Genomic DNA, 24,253 nt, shown 5'->3' with positions numbered 1-24,253 from the left:
GTTTCATGTAGATAAAGCGTTTAAAAAAATCCAAAAATAAATAAGCAACAGCAATTAATTTATTTCAGAAAAAAATAATCTTATGAAAATAGTAACCTTTGGCGCAAGCAACAGTAAAAATTCTATCAATAAAAAACTGGCAATTTATGCAGCGCATCTTTTTGAAAATGCAAACGTAGAAGTTCTGGATTTAAACGATTTTCAAATGCCTTTGTTTTCTGTTGATTTGGAGGTCGAAATCGGTCAGCATGAGGTAGCGAAAGCATTTTTAGCTGCAATTGCAACAGCTGATGTATTAGTAATTTCTATGACGGAACACAACGGCAATTATAGTGCTGCTTTCAAGAATATTTTCGATTGGAGTTCTAGAATCAACGGAAAAGTGTTTCAGGATAAACCCATGTTACTTTTGGCTACTTCGCCGGGAGCTAGAGGTGGAGCTAGTGTTTTAGAAATTGCAAAAACTGCGTTCCCCCGTTATGGTGCCAACGTAAAAGCAACTTTTTCGTTACCTAGTTTTGATGCTAATTTTGATATCCAAAAAGGAATTATAACTAATGGTGAATATGATATTAAGCTAAAGTCATTGATTGGCAATTTTAGATCGTAAAGCAAAAAGAGCTTGTCAATATTATTCTTGATAACTTTGAGGCTTTGAATTTTTAAAATTTATCATATTACACTACATTAGCACATTCGAGAGCTTTGCGTTAAGTAAAGCCCAAACTGAACGAAGTTAAAAGCCACAAATTTTAAAATGTCCGATCAAAATCAATATACCGAAGACAATATTCGGTCCTTAGACTGGAAAGAGCATATTCGCATGCGCCCCGGAATGTACATCGGGAAACTGGGTGACGGTTCTTCGCCAGATGATGGTATTTATATCCTGTTAAAAGAGGTTTTAGACAACTGTATCGATGAATTCGTTATGGGCTCTGGTAAAACCATTGAAGTGACCATCAAAGACAAAACGGTTTCGGTACGTGATTACGGGCGAGGAATTCCGTTGGGTAAAGTCGTTGATGTGGTTTCAAAAATGAATACGGGTGGTAAATACGATTCCAAAGCATTCCAAAAATCAGTAGGTTTGAACGGTGTGGGTACCAAAGCTGTGAATGCACTTTCAAACTATTTCCGTGTAGAATCGGTGAGAGAGGAAAAGCAAAAAGCCGCTGAGTTTTCAGGTGGGAATTTAGTCCTTGAAGAAGATATTATTGAAACTACCAAGCGTAAAGGAACAAAAGTAACGTTTACGCCAGACGAAACCATTTTCAAAAATTACAAATTCCGAATGGAATATGTGATTAAAATGGTGAAGAATTATTGTTACTTAAACAATGGTTTGACGATTATTTTTAATGGTGAAAAGTACATTTCAGAGAACGGACTTCGTGATTTATTAGAAGAAACAATAAGTGCCGATGATCTGGAATATCCAATTATTCACTTAAAAGACCATGATATAGAAATTGCGCTTACTCATAGTAAAACCCAGTACAGTGAGGAATATCATTCATTTGTAAACGGGCAAAACACCACACAAGGAGGGACACACTTAGCAGCTTATAGAGAAGCTATCGTGAAAACAATCAGAGAGTTTTACAACAAAAACTTCGAAGCTTCAGATGTACGAAAATCTATTGTGAGTGCGATTAGTATCAAGGTGATGGAACCTGTTTTTGAGTCGCAGACGAAAACTAAATTAGGTTCGACAGATATGGGATCAGATGATGGTACGCCGCCAGTTTCTGTTCGTACGTTTGTAAACGATTTTATCAAAAATAAGTTAGATAACTATTTACATAAAAATCCACCCACTGCAGAAGCGTTATTACGTAAAATTTTGCAAGCAGAACGCGAGCGTAAAGAATTATCTGGAATTAGAAAACTAGCTACAGATCGTGCTAAAAAAGCCAATCTGCACAATAAAAAATTAAGAGACTGTCGTGCGCACTTGCCGGATACAAAAAACCCTAGAAACTTAGAGAGTACACTTTTTATTACCGAGGGAGATTCGGCTTCGGGATCCATTACCAAGTCGCGTGATGTGAATACGCAAGCCGTATTTAGTTTGCGTGGAAAGCCGCTGAACTCATACGGAATGAGTAAAAAAATTGTGTACGAAAACGAAGAATTCAACTTGCTGCAAGCCGCTTTGGATATTGAGGACGGTCTCGAAAAGCTGCGTTACAACAACATTGTAATTGCTACCGATGCCGATGTCGATGGAATGCACATTCGATTGTTGTTGATTACCTTCTTTTTGCAATTTTTCCCCGAATTAATTAAAGAAGGGCATTTGTATATTTTACAAACGCCACTTTTTAGGGTTCGAAACAAGAAGGAAACCATTTATTGTTACTCTGAAGAGGAAAGAAGAGAGGCAATCGAAAAACTAAAACCAAAACCAGAAATCACCCGATTTAAAGGATTAGGTGAGATTTCACCAGATGAATTCAAGAATTTCATTGGAGAAACGATTCGTCTAGATCCTATTATGATGGATAAAAATACGTCTATTGAGCAGTTATTGTCTTTTTATATGGGTAAGAATACTCCCGATAGACAAGAGTTTATTATCAAGAACTTGAAGGTGGAGTTGGATGCTTTGGTAGAGGAGTGATATAGGTTTAAAGTAAGATTTAGAATTACTATTTTATAAAATTATTTTAATTGTGAGAACTTTTAAATTTGAAATTGTGGAACATATTTCTGAGGAAAACTATTCTTTTTAGACATACACGATAAGAAAAATATACACAACTATTATTCAATAGAATATATTTAATGAAAGACGAAGAAGACGAAAATACAATTCCTGAGGGAGAAGAAAATGAAGATGTAAGCAACGACGCTGGTTTCGAAGACATAAAGACTTCGGGCGTAATGCAGCATTTTTACGAAAACAATAACGAAGAAGGCGATACCATAACCAAGGTTACGGGCATGTACAAAGACTGGTTTTTGGATTATGCTTCTTATGTAATTTTGGAACGTGCTGTTCCGGCTATTGAGGACGGATTTAAACCCGTTCAGCGAAGAATCATGCACTCGCTTAAAGAGTTGGATGATGGTCGTTACAACAAGGTGGCGAACGTTGTGGGACACACGATGCAATACCATCCGCACGGAGATCAAAGTATTGGTGACGCCATGGTGCAAATTGGTCAGAAAGAATTATTGATAGATTGCCAAGGAAACTGGGGAAATATCCTAACAGGTGATGGCGCTGCAGCTTCACGTTACATTGAGGCGCGTTTGTCTAAATTTGCTTTGGAGGTTTTGTATTCTCCAAAAATTACCGATTGGGGTGTTTCGTACGACGGTCGTCGTGCTGAGCCAAACAATCTGCCGGTAAAGTTTCCGTTGCTTTTGGCGCAAGGAGCAGAAGGAATTGCCGTGGGACTTTCCACGAAGGTTTTGCCACACAATTTTAATGAGCTCATTGACGCTTCGATCAAAATATTAAAAGGAAAAGCGTTTACGTTGTATCCTGATTTCATGACGCAAGGTATTGCTGATGTATCAAATTATAATGATGGATTGCGTGGTGGTCGAGTACGCGTACGTGCCAAAATTGCCCAGTTGGATAAAAACACGTTAGTCATCACTCAAATTCCGTTTTCGACAAATACAACGACTTTGATTGATAGTATTTTGAAAGCCAATGAAAAAGGCAAAATCAAAATCAAAAAAATTGAAGACAATACCGCTGCTGAAGTTGAAATTTTAATTCATCTTTTTCCAGGAGTTTCTCCAGATAAAACCATTGATGCTTTGTTTGCTTTTACAGCTTGCGAAACATCAGTTGCGCCTTTGGGCTGTGTGATTGAAGATAACAAACCTTTGTTTATTGGGGTTTCTGAAATGTTGCGCATTTCAACCGCAAGAACGGTTGATTTACTGAAGCAAGAACTCGAAATTCAACTCGAAGAATTAAAAAACAAGTGGCACTTTTCAACGCTAGAGAAAATTTTCATTCGCGAAGAAATGTACATTGATTTTAAATTGTATGGTGATAGAGAAGCGCTGTATACCTATTTGTACAACCGATTTGAGCCTTTTACGAAATCTTTTGTTAGAGCCATTAATGATGACGATTTGCAGAAACTAACGCAAATTCAAATGATTCGTATTACCCGATTTGACTCGGATAAGGCTGATGACATGATTGCCAAGTTAGAGGACGAGATGAAGGAAGTAGAACATCATTTAGCTCATTTAACAGACTTTGCAATAGCGTATTTTACGAAATTGAAAGAGAAATACGGTAAAGGTCGCGAACGCCAAACCGAATTGCGTATTTTTGATGATATCGAAGCAACAAAAGTAGTGTTGCGTAACACTAAATTATATGTAAATAGAGAAGAAGGTTTTGTAGGTACAAGTCTTAAAAAAGACGAGTATGTTACGGATTGCTCTGATATTGATGATGTTATTGTTTTTCTAAGAGATGGAAAAATGATGATTACCAAAGTTGATGCAAAAACCTTTGTTGGTAAAGATATTATTCACGTAGCTATTTTTGACAAAAGTGATAAGCGCACCATTTACAACTTGATTTATCGAGATGGAAAATCGGGTCCATCATACATCAAACGCTTTAACGTATCGGGAGTTACACGTGATAAACCGTACGATTTAACAAATGAAACTGCTGGATCTCAAATCGTATACTTTTCATGCAATCCAAACGGTGAAGCTGAGGTAATTACCATTTTGTTGCGCCAAGTGGGAACTATTAAAAAATTGAAATTTGATATTGATTTTTCAAATCTTGCCATAAAAGGAAGAAGTTCCAAGGGGAATTTGGTAACGAAATACCCAATTAAGAAAATAGAATTAAAAGAGAAAGGTATTTCTACACTATTACCTCGTAAAGTGTGGTTTGATGATACGGTACAACGATTGAACGTAGATGGACGTGGTGAATTGCTTGGTGAATTTAGACCAAGTGATAAAATTTTAATCATTGCACAATCTGGCAAGCTCAAAGTGATAACGCCCGAGTTGACAACACATTTCGACCAAGATATGGTTGTTTTAGAGAAATGGAATCCAAAGAAACCTATTTCAGCCATTTATTTTGATGGAGAAAAAGAGCGCTATTACATCAAACGCTTTTTGGTAGAAACCGAAAACAAAGAGGAAGCCTTTATCTCAGAGCATGCTAATTCGCATCTAGAAATTGTTTCAACAGATTATAGACCTGTGGCCGAATTAGTTTTTGCAAAAGTAAAAGGAGTACAAAAAGAAAATCAAGTGGTAGATATTGAGGCTTTTATAGCAGTAAAAGGATTCAAAGCCCAAGGAAATCAATTGACTGCAGATAAGTTAAAGCAGGTCAATCTGCTGGAATCACTCCCGTATGAGGAGCCTGTAGAGGAAATTCCGGAACCGATTGTTTTAAATGACGAAGAGACGGGACCAGTGCAATTAGATGACGATGGTCAAATAACCATGAGTTTAGATTAACAAAAAAGCTTCCAATTTCTTGGAAGCTTTTTTATTATTTACTAGTTATTCATAATTTATTTTTTACTCTTATTCATTTTCATATTCAGTACTTCTACTAATAATGAGAACGAAATAGCAAAGTACAAATAGCCCTTTGGTACTGGTGTTACGTGACTTCCAAAGATCAAAGCGTTAGATAGATGAGCACTTTCAGTAAGCAACATCATACCTATTAAAATTAAAAATGAAAGTCCAAGGATTTGAATAGATGGATGTTTGTTTACAAAATTCCCAACAGGAACCGCAAACTGCATCATGATGAGTACAGAAATAATTACTGCTGTAATCATGATGTATAAAGCACCTTCAACACCATTTGTCATTCCTACCGCTGTCAAAATACTATCAAAAGAAAAAACTAAATCAATCAAGATAATTTGAAAAATAACGTTTTGAAATGACTTTGTAGCCGCTTTTCCAAGTTCTTTTTCCTCATGTCCTTTCTCATCTACTTTTTCCCGAATTTCATTGGTACTTTTGTAAATCAAAAATAACCCACCACCCAGTAAAATTAAGCTTTGACCCGTAATTCCAGCCGAAAACCAACTCAACTCAATGTGAAACCATGGTTCTTTCATTTGAATTAATAAATTAATACCAAACAAAAGTGCTATTCTCATGAACATTGCCAGGAACATTCCTATTTTAGTGGCTCTTTTGCGTTGTTCGATCGGTAATTTTCCAGTAGCAATAGAGATGAAAATGATATTGTCAATTCCTAAAACAATTTCAAGAAAAGTCAAGGTTAAAAGGGCTATCCACGCATCAGGGTTTAAAAATACTTCCATTATATTTAGTTAGGGTTGATATCTATTAATTGGCAAGCTTCGTCACGGTTCCGCGCTGTTTGGCATCAGATCCTACCATTCCAAATTCAAAGGTATACGAATTTTTTGATGTCGTCAAGATTTTCATGCCAATAGCTTTTTCTTCAGCCATATTTTTGGGATGTAATTTTTGCAAAATATATTCACAATCATTTACCCAACGAATACTTGCGGTATCTGTTTTTCCCTCAAAAGTCTCAATTTCTATGCTATCATTGCGTTCAAAGAAGGTGGTTTTTTTAACTCCATTCACTTCATATTCAAACTTGAATTTACCAATTTTAAAATCCTTACAATTTCTATCCGCATCATAACAGGACACGAGGAGCAGTAAGGCCATGAGTAGTACAATTTTTTTCATTTGTTGTTTTTTATAGTTTTTTTGAACCTAATCCAGCTGTTTGTTGCAACTCATAAGACTGTAAATCTTTTTTTCTAATGCCATAAAAGGAGCTTCCGTTGGTCGCTCTTTTAAGTCAAGAAAAAAATAGCTTTCCAGTCTCATGGGTTTTCACTTCCATCTGGGGTAAAATTAGTGTATTTTAATGTCATATTTGTCTAATAAACCACCAATTCCTTGCGTTGAAAACTTAGCTTTTTTCATCGGATTGTATTCTGGATCTATGCTGTAATCTGTGGCTTTAGTAAAGTCACTTCCTGCTAATTGCGTGTTGTTAAATATCGCTCCTTGTAGCGAACTCCCATCAAAAATGGAACCCGTTAAATTGGTTTCAGAAAAATTGACTTCTCGTAACGAACACGAAATAAACTTGGTTTTGGGCATCTTTTTATTGGTAAAAGAGGCATAATCCAAAACACATTCTTCAAACTCCACTTGGAATAAGAAATCATCACATTCATCAAACAAAATCCCTAATAGTTTACAGTTTTTAAATTGTACTCCTTTTAAACTAGCACTAGCTAATCTAGTCATAGAAAGATTACAGTCTTTAAATACACAATCCATAAAGGTAGCATTGGACAAAACAGCATTGGCCAAATCACAGTTTATAAAAGTACATTCTTCAAATTCGGGATTGCTAACAGCACTGTCAAACGGATTTGCTTTTTCAAATGTTTTTTGAAGTTGAATATTGTTTTTCATTAGTCGTTAAATAAGCTTTTCATAATTGTCTTCAATCCTACATACATTAAGTACATGGCAATAAAACAAACAATAACCCCAACGCTTAATACCAGATAATGCCAGATGTTTTGCTTGTTCATAAAAGCATTATGAATTATTGTTGGTCCTAAAAACAACAATGGCAATGCACCTGCTAAATACCTTATTCCTTTTGATAATAATTCTCTATTTGTAGCCATTGTTTCTTTTAAAATTTAAGGTTTTAAGCTTTTGAAAATGCAAAGTAGGTACAAGTACTATCTTTATTGCGCTAGATAAAAATCAACAGCTTTTCTCACGCTTCCGTATTCTGTAAGTAATGCAGCACCTTCTTCGTAGGTAACTGGAATTTCTTCCATAATCATCTTTACACCGCGGTCAACAAGTTTACTATTGCTGAGTTGCATATCAACCATTTTGTTTCCTTTCACTTTCCCAAGTTGGATCATGGTAGCAGTTGAAATCATGTTGAGTACTAGTTTTTGTGCCGTTCCTGCTTTCATGCGGGAACTTCCTGTAACAAATTCAGGTCCTACAATTACTTCAATTGGGAATTTCGCTGTTTGTGACAACGGACTTCCAGCATTACAAGAAATACTTCCTGTGGTTATGTTGTTCTCATTACAAGCGTGTAAACCTCCAATAACATATGGAGTAGTTCCCGAAGCTGCAATACCAATAACAACATCATTTTCATTCACTTCAAAGGCTTGCAAGTCAATCCAGGCTTGAGTTGGGTTGTCTTCGGCGTTTTCAACAGCTTTACGAATGGCTGCATCACCACCAGCAATAATCCCCACCACTAAATCAAATGGAACACCAAATGTAGGCGGACATTCAGAGGCATCAACAATTCCTAATCTTCCTGAGGTTCCCGCTCCTATGTAAAATAAACGACCGCCTAATTTCATTTTAGTGACAATTTCGGTTACTAAATTTTCAATTTGTGGCAATGCTTTTTCAACAGCAAGAGGAACTGTTTTGTCTTCTTGATTAATATTTGACAACAATTCCTGAACCGACATTTTTTCTAATTGTTCGTATTTTGAGGATTCCTCGGTGGTTTTAGTGAATTTCATGTTCCTATTTTTTTGATAGTAAAACAAACAAATCGTCTGTACATTCTTTTTTTTAGCGTGAGGGATAAAAGCGGAAATCCTTTTTATCATATAGCGGTAGCGAAATGAAAAAAGATTGCAGCGGATAGCCCGACCGCCTTTTTTTGGCGGGCACGCCCACATTGTAAATTTATATAAAATACGCCAATGCAATTCCTATCACAATCATTGAAACCTTAGCAATATTGAACTTGTGCCCTTCGCTACTTTCAAAAATAATGGTAGATGAAATATGGAATAAGATTCCTATCACTATTGCTGTGATTTGGGTGGTGTATTGGCTAATAAATGGCAAATAATCAGATGCGAGTGTGCCTAGTGGCGTCATGATGGCAAAGGTAATCATGAAGGCAAAAATTGCTTTTGGATTGAGATGTGAATTGATGAAAAACGTAGTCAAGATGATAGCAATAGGCAAGTGATGTATTGCAATACCAATGGCTAAATTATCATGTTGATGACCCACAGGAAAACCTTCTAAAAAAGCATGAATGCATAAGCTGATGAACAATAACCAAGGAATGTGATTCATGTTTTCATGTCCGTGTACGTGTCCATGCTCTGCGCCTTTGGAGAAAAACTCTAGTATGATTTGGAATAGAATTCCTAACATGATAAAGATTCCAATACTGCTTTGATTGCTTTCATAAACCTCAGGAAGCAGGTGCATGACCGTTAACGACAATAAAAAGGAACCACTAAAAGCTAAGAGTAACTTTAAGTTGGTCTTGTTTTTTGGCTTTAATATTGAGGCAATGATATACCCTAAAAGTACAGAAAGTAAAGGTAAAAGGTAATTCATTGTTATTTAAAAATCATTATCAGTCGTTCACTATCTGTTTTATGGAATTTTTTCAGTTTGTAATCTCCAAAGATGTCCAAAAGATAAATTCCGGCTTGGTCCATTAATACTTCAAAATCTTTTAGCGTTAGCGCTTTTACTTTTTCGGTGAAATGAAATTTTTGACCTTTGTCCTCGAAGCTAATATCTTTATAAATATGACCTTCTTTTTCATACCTCGTGATGTGAAAATCAATTTCATCAACCGTTTTAGTTTCTTCTGGTACCAAAGTTTCGAGTACATGATTTACATTCATGAAATCAATCACTGCAAAACCATATTCTGACAAGCTTTCTTTGATGGCTATAAGTGTTGTAAGGTTGTCTTCGTCATTTTCAAAATAGCCAAAACTGGTGAATAAATTAAATATGGCATCAAATTTTTCTTCAAAAGGCTCACGCATGTCATGAACTTTGAATTGTAATTTTTCATTAGCATTTTTATTCGCTTCGGCGATACTATTTTCAGATAAATCGGCACCAAGTACGGTAAAACCCAATTGATTTAAATATATAGAATGACGGCCTTTGCCACACGCTAAATCAAGGACTTTAGCATTTTCTGGTAAATTCAGATAATGGGTAAGATTGTCCATAAAAACTTGAGCTTCCCTGTAATTTCTATCCTTATATAAAATGTGATAATAAGGAGTATCAAACCAAGAGGTGTACCAGTTTTCTGTTGATTTGGGTTGATTTTCAAGGGATGTATTTTGAGATGCAGACATTTATTCTTTTTCAATTAATTCGATTGATGCAAATTTAGTGTATTTTTGCAACGAATACTTGATTTTACAATGGAAAATAATTATAAAATGATTGCCAAAACCTTTTTTGGTTTTGAAGAAATACTAGCAAAAGAATTGCAAAACCTAGGTGCGCAAAATGTAGAGCAGGGTGTACGTATGGTTAGTTTTAAGGGTGATAAAGGGTTTATGTACAAGGCTAATTTATCGTTGCGTACCGCTTTAAAAATTTTAAAACCCATTTATTTTTTTAAGGCCAATAATGAACAAGGATTATACAAAGGTATTGCGGGAGTAAACTGGTCTAAATTATTGAATGCGAACCAGACTTTTGTTATAGATACCACAGTACATTCAGAATATTTTAATCACTCTGAATTTGTTTCTCAAAAATGTAAAGATGCCATTGTAGATCAGTTTAGAGAAAGAACAGGTCAACGACCTAGTATTGATAAGGTTCACCCTGATTTAAGAATTAATATTCATATTGATAAAGACCAAGTTTCGGTAGCGCTAGATACATCTGGGAATGCATTGAACCAGCGTGGGTATAGAACTGCGACAAATATTGCACCTATAAACGAGGTTTTGGCAGCTGGAATTTTATTACTTTCAGGTTGGGATGGTCAAACAGATTTTTTAGATCCAATGTGTGGATCCGGTACTTTCTTAGCCGAAGCAGCCATGATTGCTTGTAATATTCCAGCGAATATCAACCGTAAAGAATTTGCTTTCGAAAAATGGAACGATTGGGACAATGATTTGTTTGATGCTATTACGGATAGTTTATTGAAACGTGTACGTGAGTTTCATTATACTATAAAAGGATATGACAAAGCTCCAAGTGCGGTTCAAAAAGCGAAAGACAACATCAAAAATGCCAATCTAGACGAATACATTTCAATAGAAGATAAAAACTTCTTTGATACTGAGAAAACTTCTGAAGGCAAATTGCATATTGTGTTTAATCCACCTTATGATGAGCGTTTGGACATTCACATGGAGGAATTTTATAAGAATGTTGGCGATACTTTAAAGAAAAATTATCCAGGTACAAACGCTTGGATGATCACTGCAAACTTAGAGGCGTTAAAACATGTAGGTTTAAAGCCTTCAAGAAAAATTAAACTTTTTAATGCAGGTCTTGAGGCGCGATTAGTAAAATATGAGATGTATGAAGGCAGTAAAAGAACAAAATTTGCATCGTCTGTTCGATCAGAGGATTCAGATCAAGACACAACTGGTGCTGAATAAGTAATATCGAATTTTTTACTTTAAAACTTTAAGACTTATAAAAAATGACAAAAAAGCAAATACAAGCATTTGTATATCAACTAGCAAGCTTTGCGGTTTTATTTATCGCTGCAAGATATGCTATTGCTATGTACACAAATTTAACTGGTTTTTGGATTCCAATAACGGCATTTGTAATAGGAACATTAGTAGCTCCAAAATTTCAAGCCGTACAAACCAAAGATGGTGAAAAATTATATATGAAATGGATTTTCATTAAAGGATTCAAGGAAATAGGGTAGTATAAAATCCTATAAGTTTTATTTTTAAATATAAAACGCATATTCACTAATTACTTTGTTAAGTTCTAATAGTGAATATGCGTTTTTTTATACTACTTTTTTGGTACTACAGCTGGCTTTATTTTCTTTTTATAAATAGGAACAAAGTACGTTACTGTATAATTGAATCCTACTCCAAAACTCCCATCGTACGTTCTATTAAATCCCGGAATGTATAAGTTAGAGAAATTCTCGGGCTCTTTATTAGTTACCAATCGATTCAAACGAAGGCTGAAGCCCATAAAAACATTGTTAAATACTTTTGCTTTTATACCCGCAACAACTTCAATCCAACTTGCAGACAAACCATTAAATTTTTGTCCTGAGTTTATAATCGGTGTTTCTTGAAAGTACGGATTGGCATTGTAAATACGATAGGAATTCAATTGCTGATTAAAGGTGCTAAAACCATAACGAAGACCAATTGATATGATGTTTTCCATATCCAGCCAGTTTTCATATGCATTGTAATCAAAACCTGCTTTTATGTAACTTCCTTTTGTGGTAAAGTTGACGCGATCATCAGCTGTGGTTTTATTTTCGTTTCCAAGCTCTGCAGCTAGGAAGTATTTTTTAGTTAATCTGTAGTCACCCACAAGTTCTAATCCTTTATAATCTTTGTCATAGAGTGCACGAGTTACTTTATACAAATCTAAACCTACACGAATTCCATATCGATCAGTTTTAGCTGCAACTGAATCTTTTTTTTCGGTCTTAACATCAGTCGGGACTAGTTGTAAAGGCTCCTTTTTTGTCTGTTTTTCGAGTGTAGTTTTTTGCGGGGCAATAGGTTTTGGTACTGCTCCTTTGGGTGTTGTTTCTTGAGCTTGCATTACAGCAAACGATAAAACGAGAAAAAAACTAAAAAAAGATCTTAATATGTGTTTCATTTTCGTTTTCGATGTTATTTTTTTCAACTGATATGAACTTGATCCATTTTTGATTTGCAGCTGATGCATCAGTATGGGTATAGGGTGTTGTTGGGTCTAATGTAAAAATGCTTTTGTACCCACATGCTCTTGAAACAAAAAGTTCCTGTGTTGAATAATTGAAACGGATAATATCTTCATCAACTAATGCTAGATTTGGATTTCCCGAGTTTAGTGTAAAACTAAAACTCGTTGAATTCCCTACCGTTTTTAGTGGAATTGCAATACTAGTACCGTTTGTGGTTTGGCTACCGTTAAATAAAATTCCATCAGTCTTGCCTTCACCTACCACTTTCAAATTAGTTACATTTTTCTTTATTGATGGGTTTTCAAAATCGAAAAATTCAATTATTAATCTTGGGGTTGTAGGGGTTTTTGGATCGCAGATATCGTCTTTTTCACAGCTTGAGAAAGAGAGTGCTAGAGCAAATACGAATAAAATTATTTTTTTCATTTACATTGTAATGTTTTCCCTAATAGGATTAAGGTGTCTATCTTCTTTCTAATAAAACCACATTTTCTACATGATGCGTTTGCGGAAACATATCCACAGGACGTACACGAGTTACCTTGTATTTCTCATCCATTAAGGCTAAATCGCGTGCTTGGGTAGCCGAGTTACAACTTACATAAACCACTTTTTCTGGAGCAATTTTTAAGATTTGTTCAATAACATCTTTGTGCATACCATCTCGGGGTGGATCGGTAATAATGACATCTGGGTGACCATGTTGTGCTATAAACGCATCATTAAACACCACTTTCATGTCTCCAACAAAGAACTCACAATTCGTGATCTCATTTCGAACGGCATTAGCTTTTGCATCTTTTATAGCATCAGGAACACTTTCTACACCAATTACTTTTTTAGCTTTTTTAGAAACAAACTGGGCGATAGTTCCTGTTCCAGTATACAAGTCATACACTACTTCATTTCCAGTTAAACCTGCAAAATCTCTTGTGATTTTGTACAATTCGTAAGCTTGGTCTGAATTGGTTTGGTAAAAAGATTTTGCATTAATGCTAAATTTCAACCCTTCCATTTCTTCTAGAATGTAATCTCTTCCTTTGTATAACTTGATATCCGTATCGTACAACGTATCGTTTGCTTTATTATTAACTACGTATTGTAACGATGTAATTTGCGGAAACTTTTCGTAAAGATGATCTAAAATCAACTCTCTGTTGGCTTTATCATTTTCAAAAAATTGAATCAATACCATAATTTCACCTGTTGAGGCGGTACGCAACATTAAGGTACGTAACAAACCTTCGTGAGCTCTGGGATTAAAGAAAGTTAATCCATTTGCATTTGCAAAATCTCTAACTTCATTACGAATAGCGTTTGAAGGATCTTCTTGTAAATGACATTTATTGATGTCTAGAATTTTATCCCACATTTTAGGGATATGGAAACCAAGTGCATTTCTATTTCCTAAATCTTCGTCGCTTCCAATTTCAGCTTCGGTTAACCAACGGCTATTTGAAAACGAAAATTCCATTTTATTTCTGTAAAAAAACTTTTTCTCAGAACCTAAAATTGATTCAAATTCCGGAAGTTCTATTTTTCCAATACGTTGCAAGTGGTTTTTGACTTCGTTTTGTTTGAAAACCAATTGTTGATTGTAGTTCATGTTTTGCCATTTACACCCTCCACAAACACCAAAGTGATCACAAATAGGATCTACACGATGCTCTGAAAACTCATGAAAATGCACTGCTTTACCTTCATAATACGCCTTGCGTTTCTTGAAAGTTTGCACATCAACCACATCTCCCGGAACTACATTTGGGATAAAAACTACTTTACCATCCGGTGCTTTTGCAACCGAAACGCCTTTTGCACCAGCATCAAGGACTTTTATTTGATGAAAGACAACTTTGTCTGTATTTTTCTTAGCCATAGCGCAAAAATAAGTGATTGAAAGGTTTTATAAATTCAATTTTACAAATATTTTTCAATTTTAGTCAATTATTGACATTCAAAAGAAAAGAAATGCCCCTATTAAGGTTTTATTTCAATGTTTTTTTATAGAAAAAGGATACTAGTTTTTATTAATATTTTATAGAAAAGAACAGCTCATTTTTTAATTTATTTACCGATTTTTGCACTATTGATTACTTAAAATAGACGCCTATGAAGCTTTATGAAAAATTGAATGCGATTCCTTTTTTGAGAAAAAAATATGCGAGTAAATTTCTTTTTGTTGCTTTTTTAGGAATTCACATTCCACTAATAGGAGTTTCACTTTTTCTTCTTTTTGGAAACCAAGAATTGCAATCTATAATGATTCTAGTAGTTACTTTAATATTCACATTACTTGCAACATTGATAACTTTGCTAGTGCTCAAAAAATTAATAAAGCCTATTGAGCTTGCCTCTAGCGCTTTAGTAGACTATAGAAACAATAGAATCATACCTAATTTACCAACTCATTTTCAAGATGAAACAGGATTGTTATTGGCCAATATTCAATCCTCTATAGCAGATTATGAAGCTTATATTAATGATAAACAAGATTTAATCTATTTGTTATCACATGACTTACGAGGTTTTGCTGCTAATTCTCAGGGGCTTTCTACATTAATTTTAAATGAAAATCCCTCTGAATTAATAGCAGAGTATTCCAATTTAATCACAGATTCGACTAATCAGCAACTTGCATTCATTGAAACTTTAATTACACTGATACGTGATGAAGACGAAATATCAAAAAAAGAATATTTTGTAAACCAAATAGATTTCAATACCGTTTTAAGTAAAGTTTCAGGCCAGTTAGCCGCAAAATTGATTTCTAAAAATTGTACTTTAGAATATGCAACACAGTTGCCTACGGCCTTAATTCATTTAGATGAGGATTTATTAGTGCGTGTTTTAATTAACCTTACCGATAATGCTATTAAGTTTTCGTTTCCAGACAGTATTATCAGAATCAATTTGATACAAGACGATAAAACTATTCTTATTCAAGTCACAGATACTGGTTTGGGATTTAAAAGCCAAGATATTGAGCATTTATTTGATAAGTTCACATCAAAAAGCCGTTTAGGGACAAATAATGAAGCCTCAACAGGAATAGGGTTGTATTTGTGTAAAAAAATCATAGAAAAATATAAAGGTCACATTTATGCAGAAAGCAATGGCATGAATCAAGGTTCTACTTTTTCTGTGAGGTTAGATCTCAAATGATTTTTTTTAGAAAAAGGCAATTTTAAGTTGTTCAAGTTCTAAAAAAACATATTGTTTATGACTCTTTATTTTCTTTGAATTCAATCAAATAGACTTCTTTTTTCTCCTTAGTTTTTACGACTTTTAAACCGTATTGAGATTCTAGCTGCTGGATCATCTTATCTAAACTCTGTGTTTTTAGAGTAATGTTGTACTTGTTTTTTGTGTTAGGAGTTTGATCGTTAAATAATATGTTTTTGTGGTTGCTTATGGCATATGCTAAAGCAGCTAACGTTCCATTTTCGATACGAATTTCTTTAGGAGAGATTGTTGTAGAAGTTGTGATTTTTGGGTCGGTTGCCAAACTTTTTGCTAACAAAGCCGGATTTACAATGCTCATATTCCAACTTTCTTTTTCAATATTTTTTTTGATAATGGTGAAACCCAAATGTTTTTTGAGTTGCTCAAGAGCTAGTTTTCTTGTTTGTAGCGTTTCTTTTGTTTTATTTTTAAAATGAAAATTATAACTTTTTGTTGTTTCCAGAGAATCGTTCACCTCTATTAATTGTTCACTAGTTTGTAACACCGGCGCTAGCAAAGTTTTAATGGTTGTATTAGTGTACGCTAAACTGTCCACATAGTTTTTATAAGATGCGTCAGAAAAAGCATCCTTGTTTTGCTCTATTTTAATACTGTATTTAGGGGTGTTTTCATCAACATTAATCATCATACTATTCATCCCAAGGATTGAAATTCCTATAAAAATAGCATTATGAATGGCATGCATCATGTATCCTGCTAAAAAACCTTGTTTTACTCTCAAGAAACCGGTTATAAGTCCCATCATAATTTGTGGAGCTACTAAAAGTGGTGATAACAATAATACATTTACGGTTATTTCGAAATTGAAAATGTGAATGAAACCAAACAACAAGGCCGAGAAAAAGAAAACTGTAGCATAGTATTTTGTCCAAATGGTTTGCAGTTTGTCGTTTGTTTTTTGTCGCGCTGCTGTACCACCAAAAGAGGCAAATCCTAGGATAATTTGAATAACACTATTGTACTGATATCGTAAATACAACCTGAAAATTAATTCTTCAAAAAGTGGAATTATAAATACAGCTAAAATAAAAAACAATGGAATTGGTATTGTTTTCATCATTTCTTGAATCGAATGATTTTCAGTATCAATCCATTCAAGCTTCTCTAGTCCGCTAATTATGCCTATCATCAGTAGCAGAACAGGCATCTCAAGTATAATAAAAGCAAGTACGTTTTTAAGTCGTTCTAAAAAAGTTAGTTCAGCTCCTTTTTGATCTGTTGGGTTTTTTAAAAAAGAAATGAAATTTTTTAAATTTTCATGAATATTCTCGGAGAAAGAGTGGCTCATAGTTTTTGGGTTAACGGGTATTACCTGATCGATTTTAAACAAATCGTAAGATATTTAGTAAACAAACATACTCAAATAATATTTATTTTAGGGTGTCGTTCATAAATTTTATCCAAGACATTTTTCAGGAAGTTTTTTTGCACTTTAGATACATGACTAAAGTTACGTTAATTAATATTTTATTGGCAGGCAAGTTTGTTTTGGTTTTGTAAATTTGATAAACACTAAAAAAAAACTTTATGAAAAGATACGCAACAGCACACTGGGAAGGTTCACTTAAAGAAGGAAATGGTACACTAACTACTCAAACAACTACGCTTGATAAAACGCAATATTCATTTAAATCACGTTTTGAAGAAGGTGTGGGCACAAACCCCGAAGAGTTAATAGCAGCTGCACATGCTGGTTGTTTTACGATGCAACTATCGGCATATATTGGCGAGGAAGGATTTGCTATTGAAAATATTGAAACAAAATGTGACATTGATTTTGTAGATGGTGTCATTGCCACATCTCATCTTACGGTTAATGCAAAAATTGCAGACATAACAGCAGATGCTTTTCAAGAATTAGTTCAAAAAGCCGAAAAAAATTGTCCTGTTTCTAAAGTTCTGAACGCAACAATATCAAGTACTGCAACACTATTGTAAACTAAAAATAGATTCACAAAAAACTCGAGTTGTACACTCGAGTTTTTTTATGGTTTAAATTTTCAACACTTTTTGAATTGCCTCTTCAACTAAAGGACCCATTACTTGATATCCCACTAAGTTAGGATGTACACCGTCTGGGCCATAATCTTTTTTGAGTCCGTTTTTCTCATCTTTCATTTCGATAAAATAATCAAGATAATATATACCGTTCTCTAATGCGTATTTTTTTATCAAAAGATTCAAGGCTATAATTTTTTCAGCAGGAAATTGATTGGGTCTCCAAGAAAAATCATAAGCAGGCAAAACAGAACATAAAATGACTTTTATTTTATTGGCTTGAGCCAAAGCTTCCATTTCAAAAATAGTTGAAGCAATCCTTTGGATCGTAGTTGGGCCAGTATTTCCAGCAATATCATTTACACCACCCAGTATGACAACAACAGCAGGGTTTAAATCTAAAACATCAGCTGTAAACCTGTTGAGCATTTGAGGTGTTGTTTGGCCACTAATTCCGCGGTTGATGTACGGTTTTAATTCAAAAAAACTCGGATTTATTCTGCTCCAAAACTCAGTAATGGAATCACCCATAAATACAACTCTTTTTTCTTCAGCAGGAGATGGTTTAAGTTGTAAATTTTGTTCTTGGTACTTTTTTAAATTGGCCAAGTCTTGAGTTTGTGTTTTTTGCCCCATGATGCATGATACTTCTTATTAAACCAATTGAAAAGCTATCTTTTATTCAAAATAATAATTTCAAGGCTATATTATTTTCATTGGATAGCATTGATTTTTAGAATTAATCAAATAAATCTGAAGATAAATAACGGTCACCACGATCGCAAATGATTGCTACAATAACACCAGATTCTAAAGTTTCAGCAATTTTTATCGCAGCAGCCACTGATCCGCCGCTACTCATTCCTGCAAAAATTCCTTCTTCAAGCGCTAAGCGTTTGGTCATAGCTCTGGCTTCTTGCTCTGAAACTTCAATAACAGTATCTACTTTTTTTGCATCAAAAATTTTAGGCAAATATTCCTGTGGCCATTTTCTAATACCAGGTATTTGAGAACCATCACTAGGTTGTGCTCCAACAATTTGAATGGCAGGATTTTTTTCTTTTAAAAAAGTAGATGTACCAATTATAGTTCCTGTAGTACCCATTGCAGATACAAAGTGGGTTACCGTTCCATCAGTATCATTCCATACTTCGGGACCTGTAGTATTGTAATGTGCTTTCCAGTTGTCATCATTAGCAAACTGATTGAGCATGATATAACCACCTTCAGCAACTTTTTTATCAGCATAATCTCTTGATCCTATAATTCCTGTTGCCGCTGGAGTTAAAATAACCGTTGCTCCATAAGCACGCATGGTTTGTGTGCGCTCTATGGTAGAATCTTCGGGCAGTATGAGCTCAATTTCAATATTGAATAACTGTGCAATCATGGCTAGCGCTATTCCAGTATTGCCGCTAGTTGCTTCTATTAGTTTGTCTCCTTTTTTTATGTCTCCTCGTTCTAATGCCGATTTGATCATGTTGTATGCCGCTCTATCTTTTACACTTCCACCAGGATTGTTACCCTCAAGTTTCAATAATAATTTTACATTTTTGTTGGCAATTAAGTTTGTAGATTCAACTAATGGCGTGTTACCTATTAAATCTAGTATTTTATATGATTTCATGAGCTGTTTGCGATTATTAAAAAAGAAAGTTACTGCACCAAAAGAGGAGCCTTCGATAAAATTTATTTCTTTTGTTCAAAAAAGTGGTGCAAAGATATTGAACTAAATTAAAATTATGCATTGGATTCAAGTAAACCTATTGTTGCAATTAGGAAACTTTGTTATAGAAGTAATGTTTTTTGACGGAGAAATTTAGTAGCATTTAATTTTACTTCAATTCTATTTTACATCAAAAAGATACTTTCAAAATGTTTGAAATAATAACCTACAATCATAAAAACACCATTTATGATTCCCGTTGTTATAATTAGGTTACTATATTTTCTTTTTTTGTCCAAAAAACCTAGGGTACAGCAGGCAATAAAAAGTATGGAGGAATACACTGCGGGATACATTTTAAAAGCTTCTGTAAGATTACCTTGTATCAATAAAAGTAAAGCCCGCTGAAAGCCGCAGCCCAAGCATTCAATTCCAAAGATTGTTTTACTTAAACAAGGGAGCATGTATTTTTCTAAATTCAATTTTTTTTCTTTTTACAACTTTACAAATAAACAATAAACTTTTTACAAATTAAAAAGAGCAATTTAAAAATGATTACTTTTGAATATTAATATTAGAAAATGAAAAAATTTATAATTCCTATTATGATAGTAGCCATTGTAGTGGCTTTGTACGAGCAAGTAAGTGCCGATAAAAACATATATATTATGGCTGTAGCTATAGTTGTCTTTATGATGGGAATGATGCAGTTGAGCGCTAAAACACCAAGTAAGAATCAGGAAAATAAGGATGATAATGTTGAATAAAGGAGATAAAGTTTCGGTTCTTGATGATGCTATAAATGGTGTCGTTCTTTCTGTACAAGAGAATCGTGTTACAATAGAAACAGAAGACGGTTTTACAATGGCATTTCTTGCCAATGAATTGATTAAAGTAAGCGACAGTAGTAATTTACTAGATACTATTAGAAGGATAGATGTAGCTGAAATTAAAAAAGAAAAAGAGATTCCTAAGCCACGTAGTTTTGTAAAAGAAAAAAAATCTAAACATGAAATTTCTGCACCAGAGTTTGATCTACATATTGAAAAATTAGTACCTAATAAAAGAGGAATGTCTAATTATGATATTTTGACCCTGCAAACCGAAACAGCCAAAAGACACATTGAATTTGCCATTAAAAACAGAATTCCAAAAATAGTTTTTATTCATGGAGTAGGAGAGGGAATCTTAAAAGCAGAACTTGATTTTCTCCTTGGTCGATACGATAATATAGCTTTTCAGGATGGTAATTATCAAAAATATGGTTTGGGCGCGACCGAAGTATATATCAAGCAAAGTGCCATGTAAAATGGTAAGTTGGTCATAAGAAGTAAAACCCAATTCTAAAAGTAATTTTATTTACTGCTAGAATTGGGTTTTTTGTATCAAATATATCTACCTTATTTTGAAAACTAATTTGTAGTCTGTAACTCTCCGTAAATGTAATTGTCACCTAGACTAAAATCATTTGTTCCTTTTTTTAGTTTTACCTTTTTTAGAACAATTGTATGCTTAAACCCCGTTCCGAAAGTTGTTGTAGTAACCTCAATGGTACCGCTAGTATTAGCAACACCTGGAATTGCTATCCATTCTTCGGTTACACTAGGAGTAGCAGGATAAGTGGTGTTGCAAAAATAACTGTCAGTTAATAAACCTCCAAACAGTCTGTAAGTGAGTTTGTTTACAGTATTGCCAATGAGTGCTACGCGAGGAGCATTTAACGCTGTACTTTCATTTTTAATCAAAGCTGGATCAATATCAAGTATCAAAGCTTCACTACTGTTTTTATCATGTAATTGCTTGGTGTTTGGACATTGTTTCAATACTTTAGTAAATGAAAAAGGGAGAGGTGTAGTGTTTAAAATATAATCACCAAAAGTAAAGGTATCATATACCTGAGTGCCATTTCCCTTATCAAACGTTATATTTTTAAATGTAATGTTGTGGCTGTATCCGGTTATTCTGGTACTGTTATCAGTTTGGTTTAATGGTTTAACGGCTTTAGTTGTAATCACTATTTTTCCACCTGTTGCTATCCATTCATCTACAACAATAGGATTTGCAGGCGGTATTGTTTCACATAACGTTGCAGAGGTTACCGTTCCGTTATAAAAACGATAAATTACACGATTTGTAGTATTAATATCTATTTCTTGAGTGCTTTCCTCAGTAGGAAATTGAATTCCTGATGCATCAATAAGTAAGGCTTCGTTTTCTTTTACTTTATAGATAATGTTGGTGTTAGTACATTTTTGAGCTGTTACCGACTCAAAGTTGATGTTCTCTTGTGTTAAATCACCATCATCACAACTGTTTAAAATAACCGCTAAAAAGAATATGCTTAAAATTTTTTTCATCATCAATAATTTGAAACAAAAATAGAATTTTTTAATGGGTTCTTGTTGTATTGTAATTTAAAAAACACATTTTTAACATGATATTAAGGGAGTTTTTTTTGAAAGGTGACACTTTGATTACCCAACTTGATTGGTTTTTAAGGCTGTATTACTTTGAGAAATGAGTATCTTTGTACCTCATTTTTTTATCAATGAGATTAAATAAATATTATTCGGCGGCCTTCCTTGCTTTTTTTATGTGGGGTTTTTTCAGTTTCGCACTTAAACCGTTACATCTTTATCCATCACTAGATATCTTGTTTTATCGTGTTTTCTTTAGTGTAATTACGATGGTGTTAATTAATGTTTTTTTTCGAAAAAAAATAATATCTGAAAATTGGAATCGTTTTAAGCAATTAGCACCTAAGGAGCAAAAAAAAGTAGTTTGGCTTACTCTAGGCGGAGGCTTTTTTTTATCGTCAAACTGGTTTGTTTATATTTTTGTAATGAATCATGTAAGCGTAAATGCTGCTTCTTTGGCCTATTTGATATGTCCTATTGTGACCACAGTTTTAGCCTTTTTTATGCTCAAAGAGAAACTAAGTTCTTGGCAATGGGTTGCAGTTGGAATTAGTTTTTTGAGTTGTATTTTGTTATCGTTTGATCATTTCCAAGATATCTTTTTTAGTTTAGTTACTGCTGCAACGTATGCCTTGTATTTAGTAAGCCAGCGAAAAAATAACGAAATTGATAAGTTTTTAGGATTAACCATTCAGTTAATTTTTACTGCGGTTATTTTACTGCCTTTTTATCCAGCATACAGCGGTCCAGTTCCTTCAGAGCCTATTTTTTATACATGCATGTTTATGATTGTAGTTTTTTTTACAATCATTCCACTTTTCTTAAATCTATATGCCTTAAAAGGAATAAACTCTTCAGCGGTGGGAATTATGATTTATATTAATCCGATAATTAATTTTTTATTAGCTGTTTTTTACTACCAGGAACAAGTACGGAATATTCAATTATTTTCCTATTTCTTAATTTTATTGTCTATCGTAGTATTCAACAAAGAAGTATTATTTAAGAAAAACAAAAAATTATTTTCAACTACCAAAGGCGCCGAGTAACCTTTCAAATATATCAACTACAATGCAAAAAGTATATCTTGACAATGCTTCAACTACTGCACTTCGTCCCGAGGTGATTCAGGAAATGACACACGTTCTAGAACAAGAATACGGTAATCCGTCTTCTACGCACAGCTTTGGAAGAAGTTCTAAAAATGTTTTGGAATTGTCTCGAAAAGTTATTGCTAAAAATTTGAATGCTACTGCACAAGAAATCATCTTTACATCTTGTGGTACCGAGGCTAACAATTGGATTTTGCAATCAGCAGTAAAAGATTTAAAGGTAGAACGAATTATTACTAGTAAAATAGAACATCACGCTGTTTTATATACGGTTTTAGCGCTACAGCAACAGTACGGAATTCAAGTAGATTATGTGGCTGTAAAACCAGATGGCGCCATAGATTTAACCCATTTAGTTACTCTTTTAGCAGATGATAAAAAGACTTTAGTTAGTTTAATGCATGTGAATAATGAAATAGGAACTGTACTAGATTTGAACCGTGTGGGTATCATTTGTAAAGAGCATAATGTGTTGTTTCACTCTGATACCGTACAATCCATTGGAAAAATGAATCTTGATTTACAAAATATACCGGTTGATTTTATTGTGGCTAGTGCACATAAATTTCACGGTCCAAAAGGAGTAGGGTTTGCTTTTATTCGAAAAAATTCAGGACTACAACCTTTATTCTTTGGTGGAGAACAAGAAAAGGGGTTGCGCGCAGGAACCGAAGCCTTACATCAAATAGCGGGTATGGCAAAGGCTTTAGAACTTTCGTATTTAAATTTAGAAAAAGATCAAAAGGACATTGAAGCTTTAAAAAAATATTTGTGGGATCAATTACAAGTATATATTCCAGGTGTAAAATGTAACGGTGATCTTTCGGGTTTTTATAATGTTATAAATATTCTTTTACCTTTTGATAAAGAAAAAACAGCAATGATTTTGTTTCATTTAGATATGAAAGGTATTGCAGTTTCAAGAGGAAGTGCTTGTCAATCAGGAAGTATTAAACCATCACATGTTTTGGCAGAACTTTTAAGTGAATCGGATTTAGTATTACCAAGCTTGAGAGTTTCTTTTAGTCATTTTAACACTACACAAGATGTTGATACTTTTATTGCGGCTCTTGTAGCCATTCAAAATAGTTAATCACATTAAGAATAA

At 34.0% G+C, this 24,253-nt stretch carries 26 protein-coding genes; 11 read left to right on the top strand and 15 right to left on the bottom strand.

Annotated features, from left to right (window positions below):
• The first annotated feature begins 82 nt into the window (after window positions 1-82).
• The 3 genes from DNC80_RS10005 (at window position 83) to DNC80_RS09995 (ending at window position 5,478) form a co-directional block, all read left to right on the top strand.
• Window positions 83-610 carry an NADPH-dependent FMN reductase gene (locus DNC80_RS10005; RefSeq protein ID WP_182651095.1) on the top strand — a complete coding sequence of 176 codons (528 nt, stop codon included), beginning with the start codon at window positions 83-85 and terminating at the stop codon, window positions 608-610.
• Between the two features lie 147 nt (window positions 611-757).
• Window positions 758-2,626, top strand: a complete 1,869-nt coding sequence (locus DNC80_RS10000) for a DNA topoisomerase IV subunit B (RefSeq protein ID WP_182651094.1) — start codon at window positions 758-760, stop codon at window positions 2,624-2,626.
• A gap of 164 nt (window positions 2,627-2,790) precedes the next feature.
• On the top strand, window positions 2,791-5,478 hold the full coding sequence (locus tag DNC80_RS09995) for a DNA gyrase/topoisomerase IV subunit A (protein ID WP_182651093.1): 2,688 nt from the start codon (window positions 2,791-2,793) through the stop codon (window positions 5,476-5,478).
• Between the two features lie 56 nt (window positions 5,479-5,534).
• On the opposite strand, the gene DNC80_RS09990 is transcribed toward DNC80_RS09995, so the two are convergent.
• From DNC80_RS09990 to DNC80_RS09960, 7 genes are all read right to left on the bottom strand, one after another.
• Complete coding sequence (locus DNC80_RS09990) at window positions 5,535-6,308, bottom strand: TerC family protein (RefSeq protein WP_182651092.1); 774 nt, start codon at window positions 6,306-6,308, stop codon at window positions 5,535-5,537.
• Between the two features lie 25 nt (window positions 6,309-6,333).
• Window positions 6,334-6,708, bottom strand: a complete 375-nt coding sequence (locus DNC80_RS09985) for a DNA topoisomerase IV (protein WP_182651091.1) — start codon at window positions 6,706-6,708, stop codon at window positions 6,334-6,336.
• 171 nt (window positions 6,709-6,879) lie between these two features.
• Window positions 6,880-7,452, bottom strand: coding sequence for a pentapeptide repeat-containing protein (locus DNC80_RS09980; RefSeq protein WP_182651090.1), 573 nt, complete (start codon window positions 7,450-7,452; stop codon window positions 6,880-6,882).
• On the bottom strand, window positions 7,452-7,673 hold the full coding sequence (locus DNC80_RS09975) for a DUF6095 family protein (RefSeq protein ID WP_182651089.1): 222 nt from the start codon (window positions 7,671-7,673) through the stop codon (window positions 7,452-7,454). The genes DNC80_RS09980 and DNC80_RS09975 overlap by 1 nt, the downstream gene beginning before the upstream one ends.
• A 63-nt stretch (window positions 7,674-7,736) precedes the next feature.
• Complete coding sequence (murQ, locus tag DNC80_RS09970; RefSeq protein WP_182651088.1) at window positions 7,737-8,552, bottom strand: N-acetylmuramic acid 6-phosphate etherase; 816 nt, start codon at window positions 8,550-8,552, stop codon at window positions 7,737-7,739.
• A gap of 169 nt (window positions 8,553-8,721) precedes the next feature.
• Entirely contained in the window at window positions 8,722-9,393 is a 672-nt protein-coding gene (locus DNC80_RS09965; RefSeq protein WP_144892387.1) for a ZIP family metal transporter, read from the bottom strand.
• Between the two features lie 2 nt (window positions 9,394-9,395).
• Window positions 9,396-10,160, bottom strand: coding sequence for a bifunctional 2-polyprenyl-6-hydroxyphenol methylase/3-demethylubiquinol 3-O-methyltransferase UbiG (locus tag DNC80_RS09960; protein WP_182651087.1), 765 nt, complete (start codon window positions 10,158-10,160; stop codon window positions 9,396-9,398).
• Between the two features lie 69 nt (window positions 10,161-10,229).
• Between DNC80_RS09960 and DNC80_RS09955 the strand changes: the two genes are divergently transcribed.
• Both DNC80_RS09955 and DNC80_RS09950 read left to right on the top strand, forming a co-directional pair.
• A complete protein-coding gene (locus DNC80_RS09955; protein ID WP_182651086.1) occupies window positions 10,230-11,432 on the top strand; it encodes a class I SAM-dependent RNA methyltransferase in 1,203 nt (400 codons plus the stop codon).
• Between the two features lie 44 nt (window positions 11,433-11,476).
• A complete protein-coding gene (locus tag DNC80_RS09950; RefSeq protein WP_144892381.1) occupies window positions 11,477-11,713 on the top strand; it encodes a hypothetical protein in 237 nt (78 codons plus the stop codon).
• 92 nt (window positions 11,714-11,805) lie between these two features.
• Here the strand turns inward: DNC80_RS09950 and DNC80_RS09945 are convergent, their stop codons facing one another.
• Genes DNC80_RS09945 through rlmD form a run of 3 tightly spaced genes read right to left on the bottom strand, consistent with a single transcriptional unit; the run spans window position 11,806 to window position 14,585 of the window.
• Window positions 11,806-12,642 carry a DUF6048 family protein gene (locus DNC80_RS09945; protein ID WP_182651085.1) on the bottom strand — a complete coding sequence of 279 codons (837 nt, stop codon included), beginning with the start codon at window positions 12,640-12,642 and terminating at the stop codon, window positions 11,806-11,808.
• Window positions 12,614-13,135 (bottom strand): DUF6452 family protein, encoded by a 522-nt coding sequence (locus DNC80_RS09940; protein WP_182651084.1) that lies wholly within the window; start codon window positions 13,133-13,135, stop codon window positions 12,614-12,616. The genes DNC80_RS09945 and DNC80_RS09940 overlap by 29 nt, the downstream gene beginning before the upstream one ends.
• 37 nt (window positions 13,136-13,172) lie before the next feature.
• A complete protein-coding gene (gene rlmD / locus DNC80_RS09935) occupies window positions 13,173-14,585 on the bottom strand; it encodes a 23S rRNA (uracil(1939)-C(5))-methyltransferase RlmD (RefSeq protein WP_182651083.1) in 1,413 nt (470 codons plus the stop codon).
• Between the two features lie 233 nt (window positions 14,586-14,818).
• Between rlmD and DNC80_RS09930 the strand changes: the two genes are divergently transcribed.
• Complete coding sequence (locus DNC80_RS09930; RefSeq protein ID WP_182651082.1) at window positions 14,819-15,871, top strand: sensor histidine kinase KdpD; 1,053 nt, start codon at window positions 14,819-14,821, stop codon at window positions 15,869-15,871.
• Between the two features lie 55 nt (window positions 15,872-15,926).
• Here DNC80_RS09930 and DNC80_RS09925 read toward each other — a convergent pair whose 3' ends face one another.
• Window positions 15,927-17,240 (bottom strand): CPBP family intramembrane glutamic endopeptidase, encoded by a 1,314-nt coding sequence (locus DNC80_RS09925; RefSeq protein ID WP_182651081.1) that lies wholly within the window; start codon window positions 17,238-17,240, stop codon window positions 15,927-15,929.
• A 239-nt stretch (window positions 17,241-17,479) separates the two neighbouring features.
• On the opposite strand from DNC80_RS09925, the gene DNC80_RS09920 reads away from it, so the two are divergent.
• The gene (locus DNC80_RS09920; RefSeq protein WP_144892369.1) at window positions 17,480-17,890 is read left to right on the top strand and encodes an OsmC family peroxiredoxin; all 411 of its coding nucleotides are present in this window, start codon (window positions 17,480-17,482) and stop codon (window positions 17,888-17,890) included.
• 54 nt (window positions 17,891-17,944) lie between these two features.
• Here DNC80_RS09920 and DNC80_RS09915 read toward each other — a convergent pair whose 3' ends face one another.
• The 3 genes from DNC80_RS09915 to DNC80_RS09905 all read right to left on the bottom strand — a co-directional run bounded on the left by DNC80_RS09915 (window position 17,945) and on the right by DNC80_RS09905 (window position 20,098).
• Entirely contained in the window at window positions 17,945-18,586 is a 642-nt protein-coding gene (locus DNC80_RS09915) for an SGNH/GDSL hydrolase family protein (RefSeq protein WP_182651080.1), read from the bottom strand.
• A 103-nt stretch (window positions 18,587-18,689) separates the two neighbouring features.
• The gene (cysM, locus tag DNC80_RS09910; RefSeq protein WP_182651079.1) at window positions 18,690-19,577 is read right to left on the bottom strand and encodes a cysteine synthase CysM; all 888 of its coding nucleotides are present in this window, start codon (window positions 19,575-19,577) and stop codon (window positions 18,690-18,692) included.
• Window positions 19,578-19,801: 224 nt separating this feature from the next.
• Window positions 19,802-20,098, bottom strand: a complete 297-nt coding sequence (locus DNC80_RS09905) for a DUF2752 domain-containing protein (RefSeq protein ID WP_255493216.1) — start codon at window positions 20,096-20,098, stop codon at window positions 19,802-19,804.
• A 123-nt stretch (window positions 20,099-20,221) separates the two neighbouring features.
• Between DNC80_RS09905 and DNC80_RS09900 the strand changes: the two genes are divergently transcribed.
• Together DNC80_RS09900 and DNC80_RS09895 are read left to right on the top strand one after the other, a co-directional pair.
• The gene (locus tag DNC80_RS09900) at window positions 20,222-20,383 is read left to right on the top strand and encodes a hypothetical protein (RefSeq protein WP_370628736.1); all 162 of its coding nucleotides are present in this window, start codon (window positions 20,222-20,224) and stop codon (window positions 20,381-20,383) included.
• Complete coding sequence (locus DNC80_RS09895; RefSeq protein ID WP_182651077.1) at window positions 20,373-20,924, top strand: Smr/MutS family protein; 552 nt, start codon at window positions 20,373-20,375, stop codon at window positions 20,922-20,924. Before DNC80_RS09900 ends, DNC80_RS09895 begins: the two co-directional genes overlap by 11 nt.
• A gap of 104 nt (window positions 20,925-21,028) precedes the next feature.
• Here the strand turns inward: DNC80_RS09895 and DNC80_RS09890 are convergent, their stop codons facing one another.
• On the bottom strand, window positions 21,029-21,973 hold the full coding sequence (locus DNC80_RS09890) for a hypothetical protein (RefSeq protein WP_182651076.1): 945 nt from the start codon (window positions 21,971-21,973) through the stop codon (window positions 21,029-21,031).
• 191 nt (window positions 21,974-22,164) lie between these two features.
• Here DNC80_RS09890 and DNC80_RS09885 point away from each other — a divergent pair, with 191 nt between their 5' ends.
• Together DNC80_RS09885 and DNC80_RS09880 are read left to right on the top strand one after the other, a co-directional pair.
• Window positions 22,165-23,082 carry an EamA family transporter gene (locus DNC80_RS09885; RefSeq protein WP_182651075.1) on the top strand — a complete coding sequence of 306 codons (918 nt, stop codon included), beginning with the start codon at window positions 22,165-22,167 and terminating at the stop codon, window positions 23,080-23,082.
• 22 nt (window positions 23,083-23,104) lie between these two features.
• Complete coding sequence (locus tag DNC80_RS09880) at window positions 23,105-24,238, top strand: cysteine desulfurase family protein (RefSeq protein ID WP_182651074.1); 1,134 nt, start codon at window positions 23,105-23,107, stop codon at window positions 24,236-24,238.
• Window positions 24,239-24,253: the final 15 nt, after the last annotated feature.

Source organism: Flavobacterium sp. SOK18b (assembly GCF_014156605.1).
Taxonomy (GTDB): domain Bacteria; phylum Bacteroidota; class Bacteroidia; order Flavobacteriales; family Flavobacteriaceae; genus Flavobacterium; species Flavobacterium tiangeerense.
The sequence above is the reverse complement of the archived record's forward strand: the minus strand, read 5'-3'. Positions and strand labels throughout refer to the sequence as shown.

Bases quoted from the DNA above. Each gene is read 5' to 3' on its own strand.
- DNC80_RS10005 (WP_182651095.1), top strand. From the start codon at position 83: ATGAAAATAGTAACCTTTGGCGCAAGCAACAGTAAAAATTCTATCAAT.
- DNC80_RS10000 (WP_182651094.1), top strand. From the start codon at position 758: ATGTCCGATCAAAATCAATATACCGAAGACAATATTCGGTCCTTAGAC.
- DNC80_RS09995 (WP_182651093.1), top strand. From the start codon at position 2,791: ATGAAAGACGAAGAAGACGAAAATACAATTCCTGAGGGAGAAGAAAAT.
- DNC80_RS09990 (WP_182651092.1), bottom strand. From the start codon at position 6,308: ATGGAAGTATTTTTAAACCCTGATGCGTGGATAGCCCTTTTAACCTTG.
- DNC80_RS09985 (WP_182651091.1), bottom strand. From the start codon at position 6,708: ATGAAAAAAATTGTACTACTCATGGCCTTACTGCTCCTCGTGTCCTGT.
- DNC80_RS09980 (WP_182651090.1), bottom strand. From the start codon at position 7,452: ATGAAAAACAATATTCAACTTCAAAAAACATTTGAAAAAGCAAATCCG.
- DNC80_RS09975 (WP_182651089.1), bottom strand. From the start codon at position 7,673: ATGGCTACAAATAGAGAATTATTATCAAAAGGAATAAGGTATTTAGCA.
- murQ (WP_182651088.1), bottom strand. From the start codon at position 8,552: ATGAAATTCACTAAAACCACCGAGGAATCCTCAAAATACGAACAATTA.
- DNC80_RS09965 (WP_144892387.1), bottom strand. From the start codon at position 9,393: ATGAATTACCTTTTACCTTTACTTTCTGTACTTTTAGGGTATATCATT.
- DNC80_RS09960 (WP_182651087.1), bottom strand. From the start codon at position 10,160: ATGTCTGCATCTCAAAATACATCCCTTGAAAATCAACCCAAATCAACA.
- DNC80_RS09955 (WP_182651086.1), top strand. From the start codon at position 10,230: ATGGAAAATAATTATAAAATGATTGCCAAAACCTTTTTTGGTTTTGAA.
- DNC80_RS09950 (WP_144892381.1), top strand. From the start codon at position 11,477: ATGACAAAAAAGCAAATACAAGCATTTGTATATCAACTAGCAAGCTTT.
- DNC80_RS09945 (WP_182651085.1), bottom strand. From the start codon at position 12,642: ATGAAACACATATTAAGATCTTTTTTTAGTTTTTTTCTCGTTTTATCG.
- DNC80_RS09940 (WP_182651084.1), bottom strand. From the start codon at position 13,135: ATGAAAAAAATAATTTTATTCGTATTTGCTCTAGCACTCTCTTTCTCA.
- rlmD (WP_182651083.1), bottom strand. From the start codon at position 14,585: ATGGCTAAGAAAAATACAGACAAAGTTGTCTTTCATCAAATAAAAGTC.
- DNC80_RS09930 (WP_182651082.1), top strand. From the start codon at position 14,819: ATGAAGCTTTATGAAAAATTGAATGCGATTCCTTTTTTGAGAAAAAAA.
- DNC80_RS09925 (WP_182651081.1), bottom strand. From the start codon at position 17,240: ATGAGCCACTCTTTCTCCGAGAATATTCATGAAAATTTAAAAAATTTC.
- DNC80_RS09920 (WP_144892369.1), top strand. From the start codon at position 17,480: ATGAAAAGATACGCAACAGCACACTGGGAAGGTTCACTTAAAGAAGGA.
- DNC80_RS09915 (WP_182651080.1), bottom strand. From the start codon at position 18,586: ATGGGGCAAAAAACACAAACTCAAGACTTGGCCAATTTAAAAAAGTAC.
- cysM (WP_182651079.1), bottom strand. From the start codon at position 19,577: ATGAAATCATATAAAATACTAGATTTAATAGGTAACACGCCATTAGTT.
- DNC80_RS09900 (WP_370628736.1), top strand. From the start codon at position 20,222: ATGATAGTAGCCATTGTAGTGGCTTTGTACGAGCAAGTAAGTGCCGAT.
- DNC80_RS09895 (WP_182651077.1), top strand. From the start codon at position 20,373: ATGTTGAATAAAGGAGATAAAGTTTCGGTTCTTGATGATGCTATAAAT.
- DNC80_RS09890 (WP_182651076.1), bottom strand. From the start codon at position 21,973: ATGAAAAAAATTTTAAGCATATTCTTTTTAGCGGTTATTTTAAACAGT.
- DNC80_RS09885 (WP_182651075.1), top strand. From the start codon at position 22,165: ATGAGATTAAATAAATATTATTCGGCGGCCTTCCTTGCTTTTTTTATG.
- DNC80_RS09880 (WP_182651074.1), top strand. From the start codon at position 23,105: ATGCAAAAAGTATATCTTGACAATGCTTCAACTACTGCACTTCGTCCC.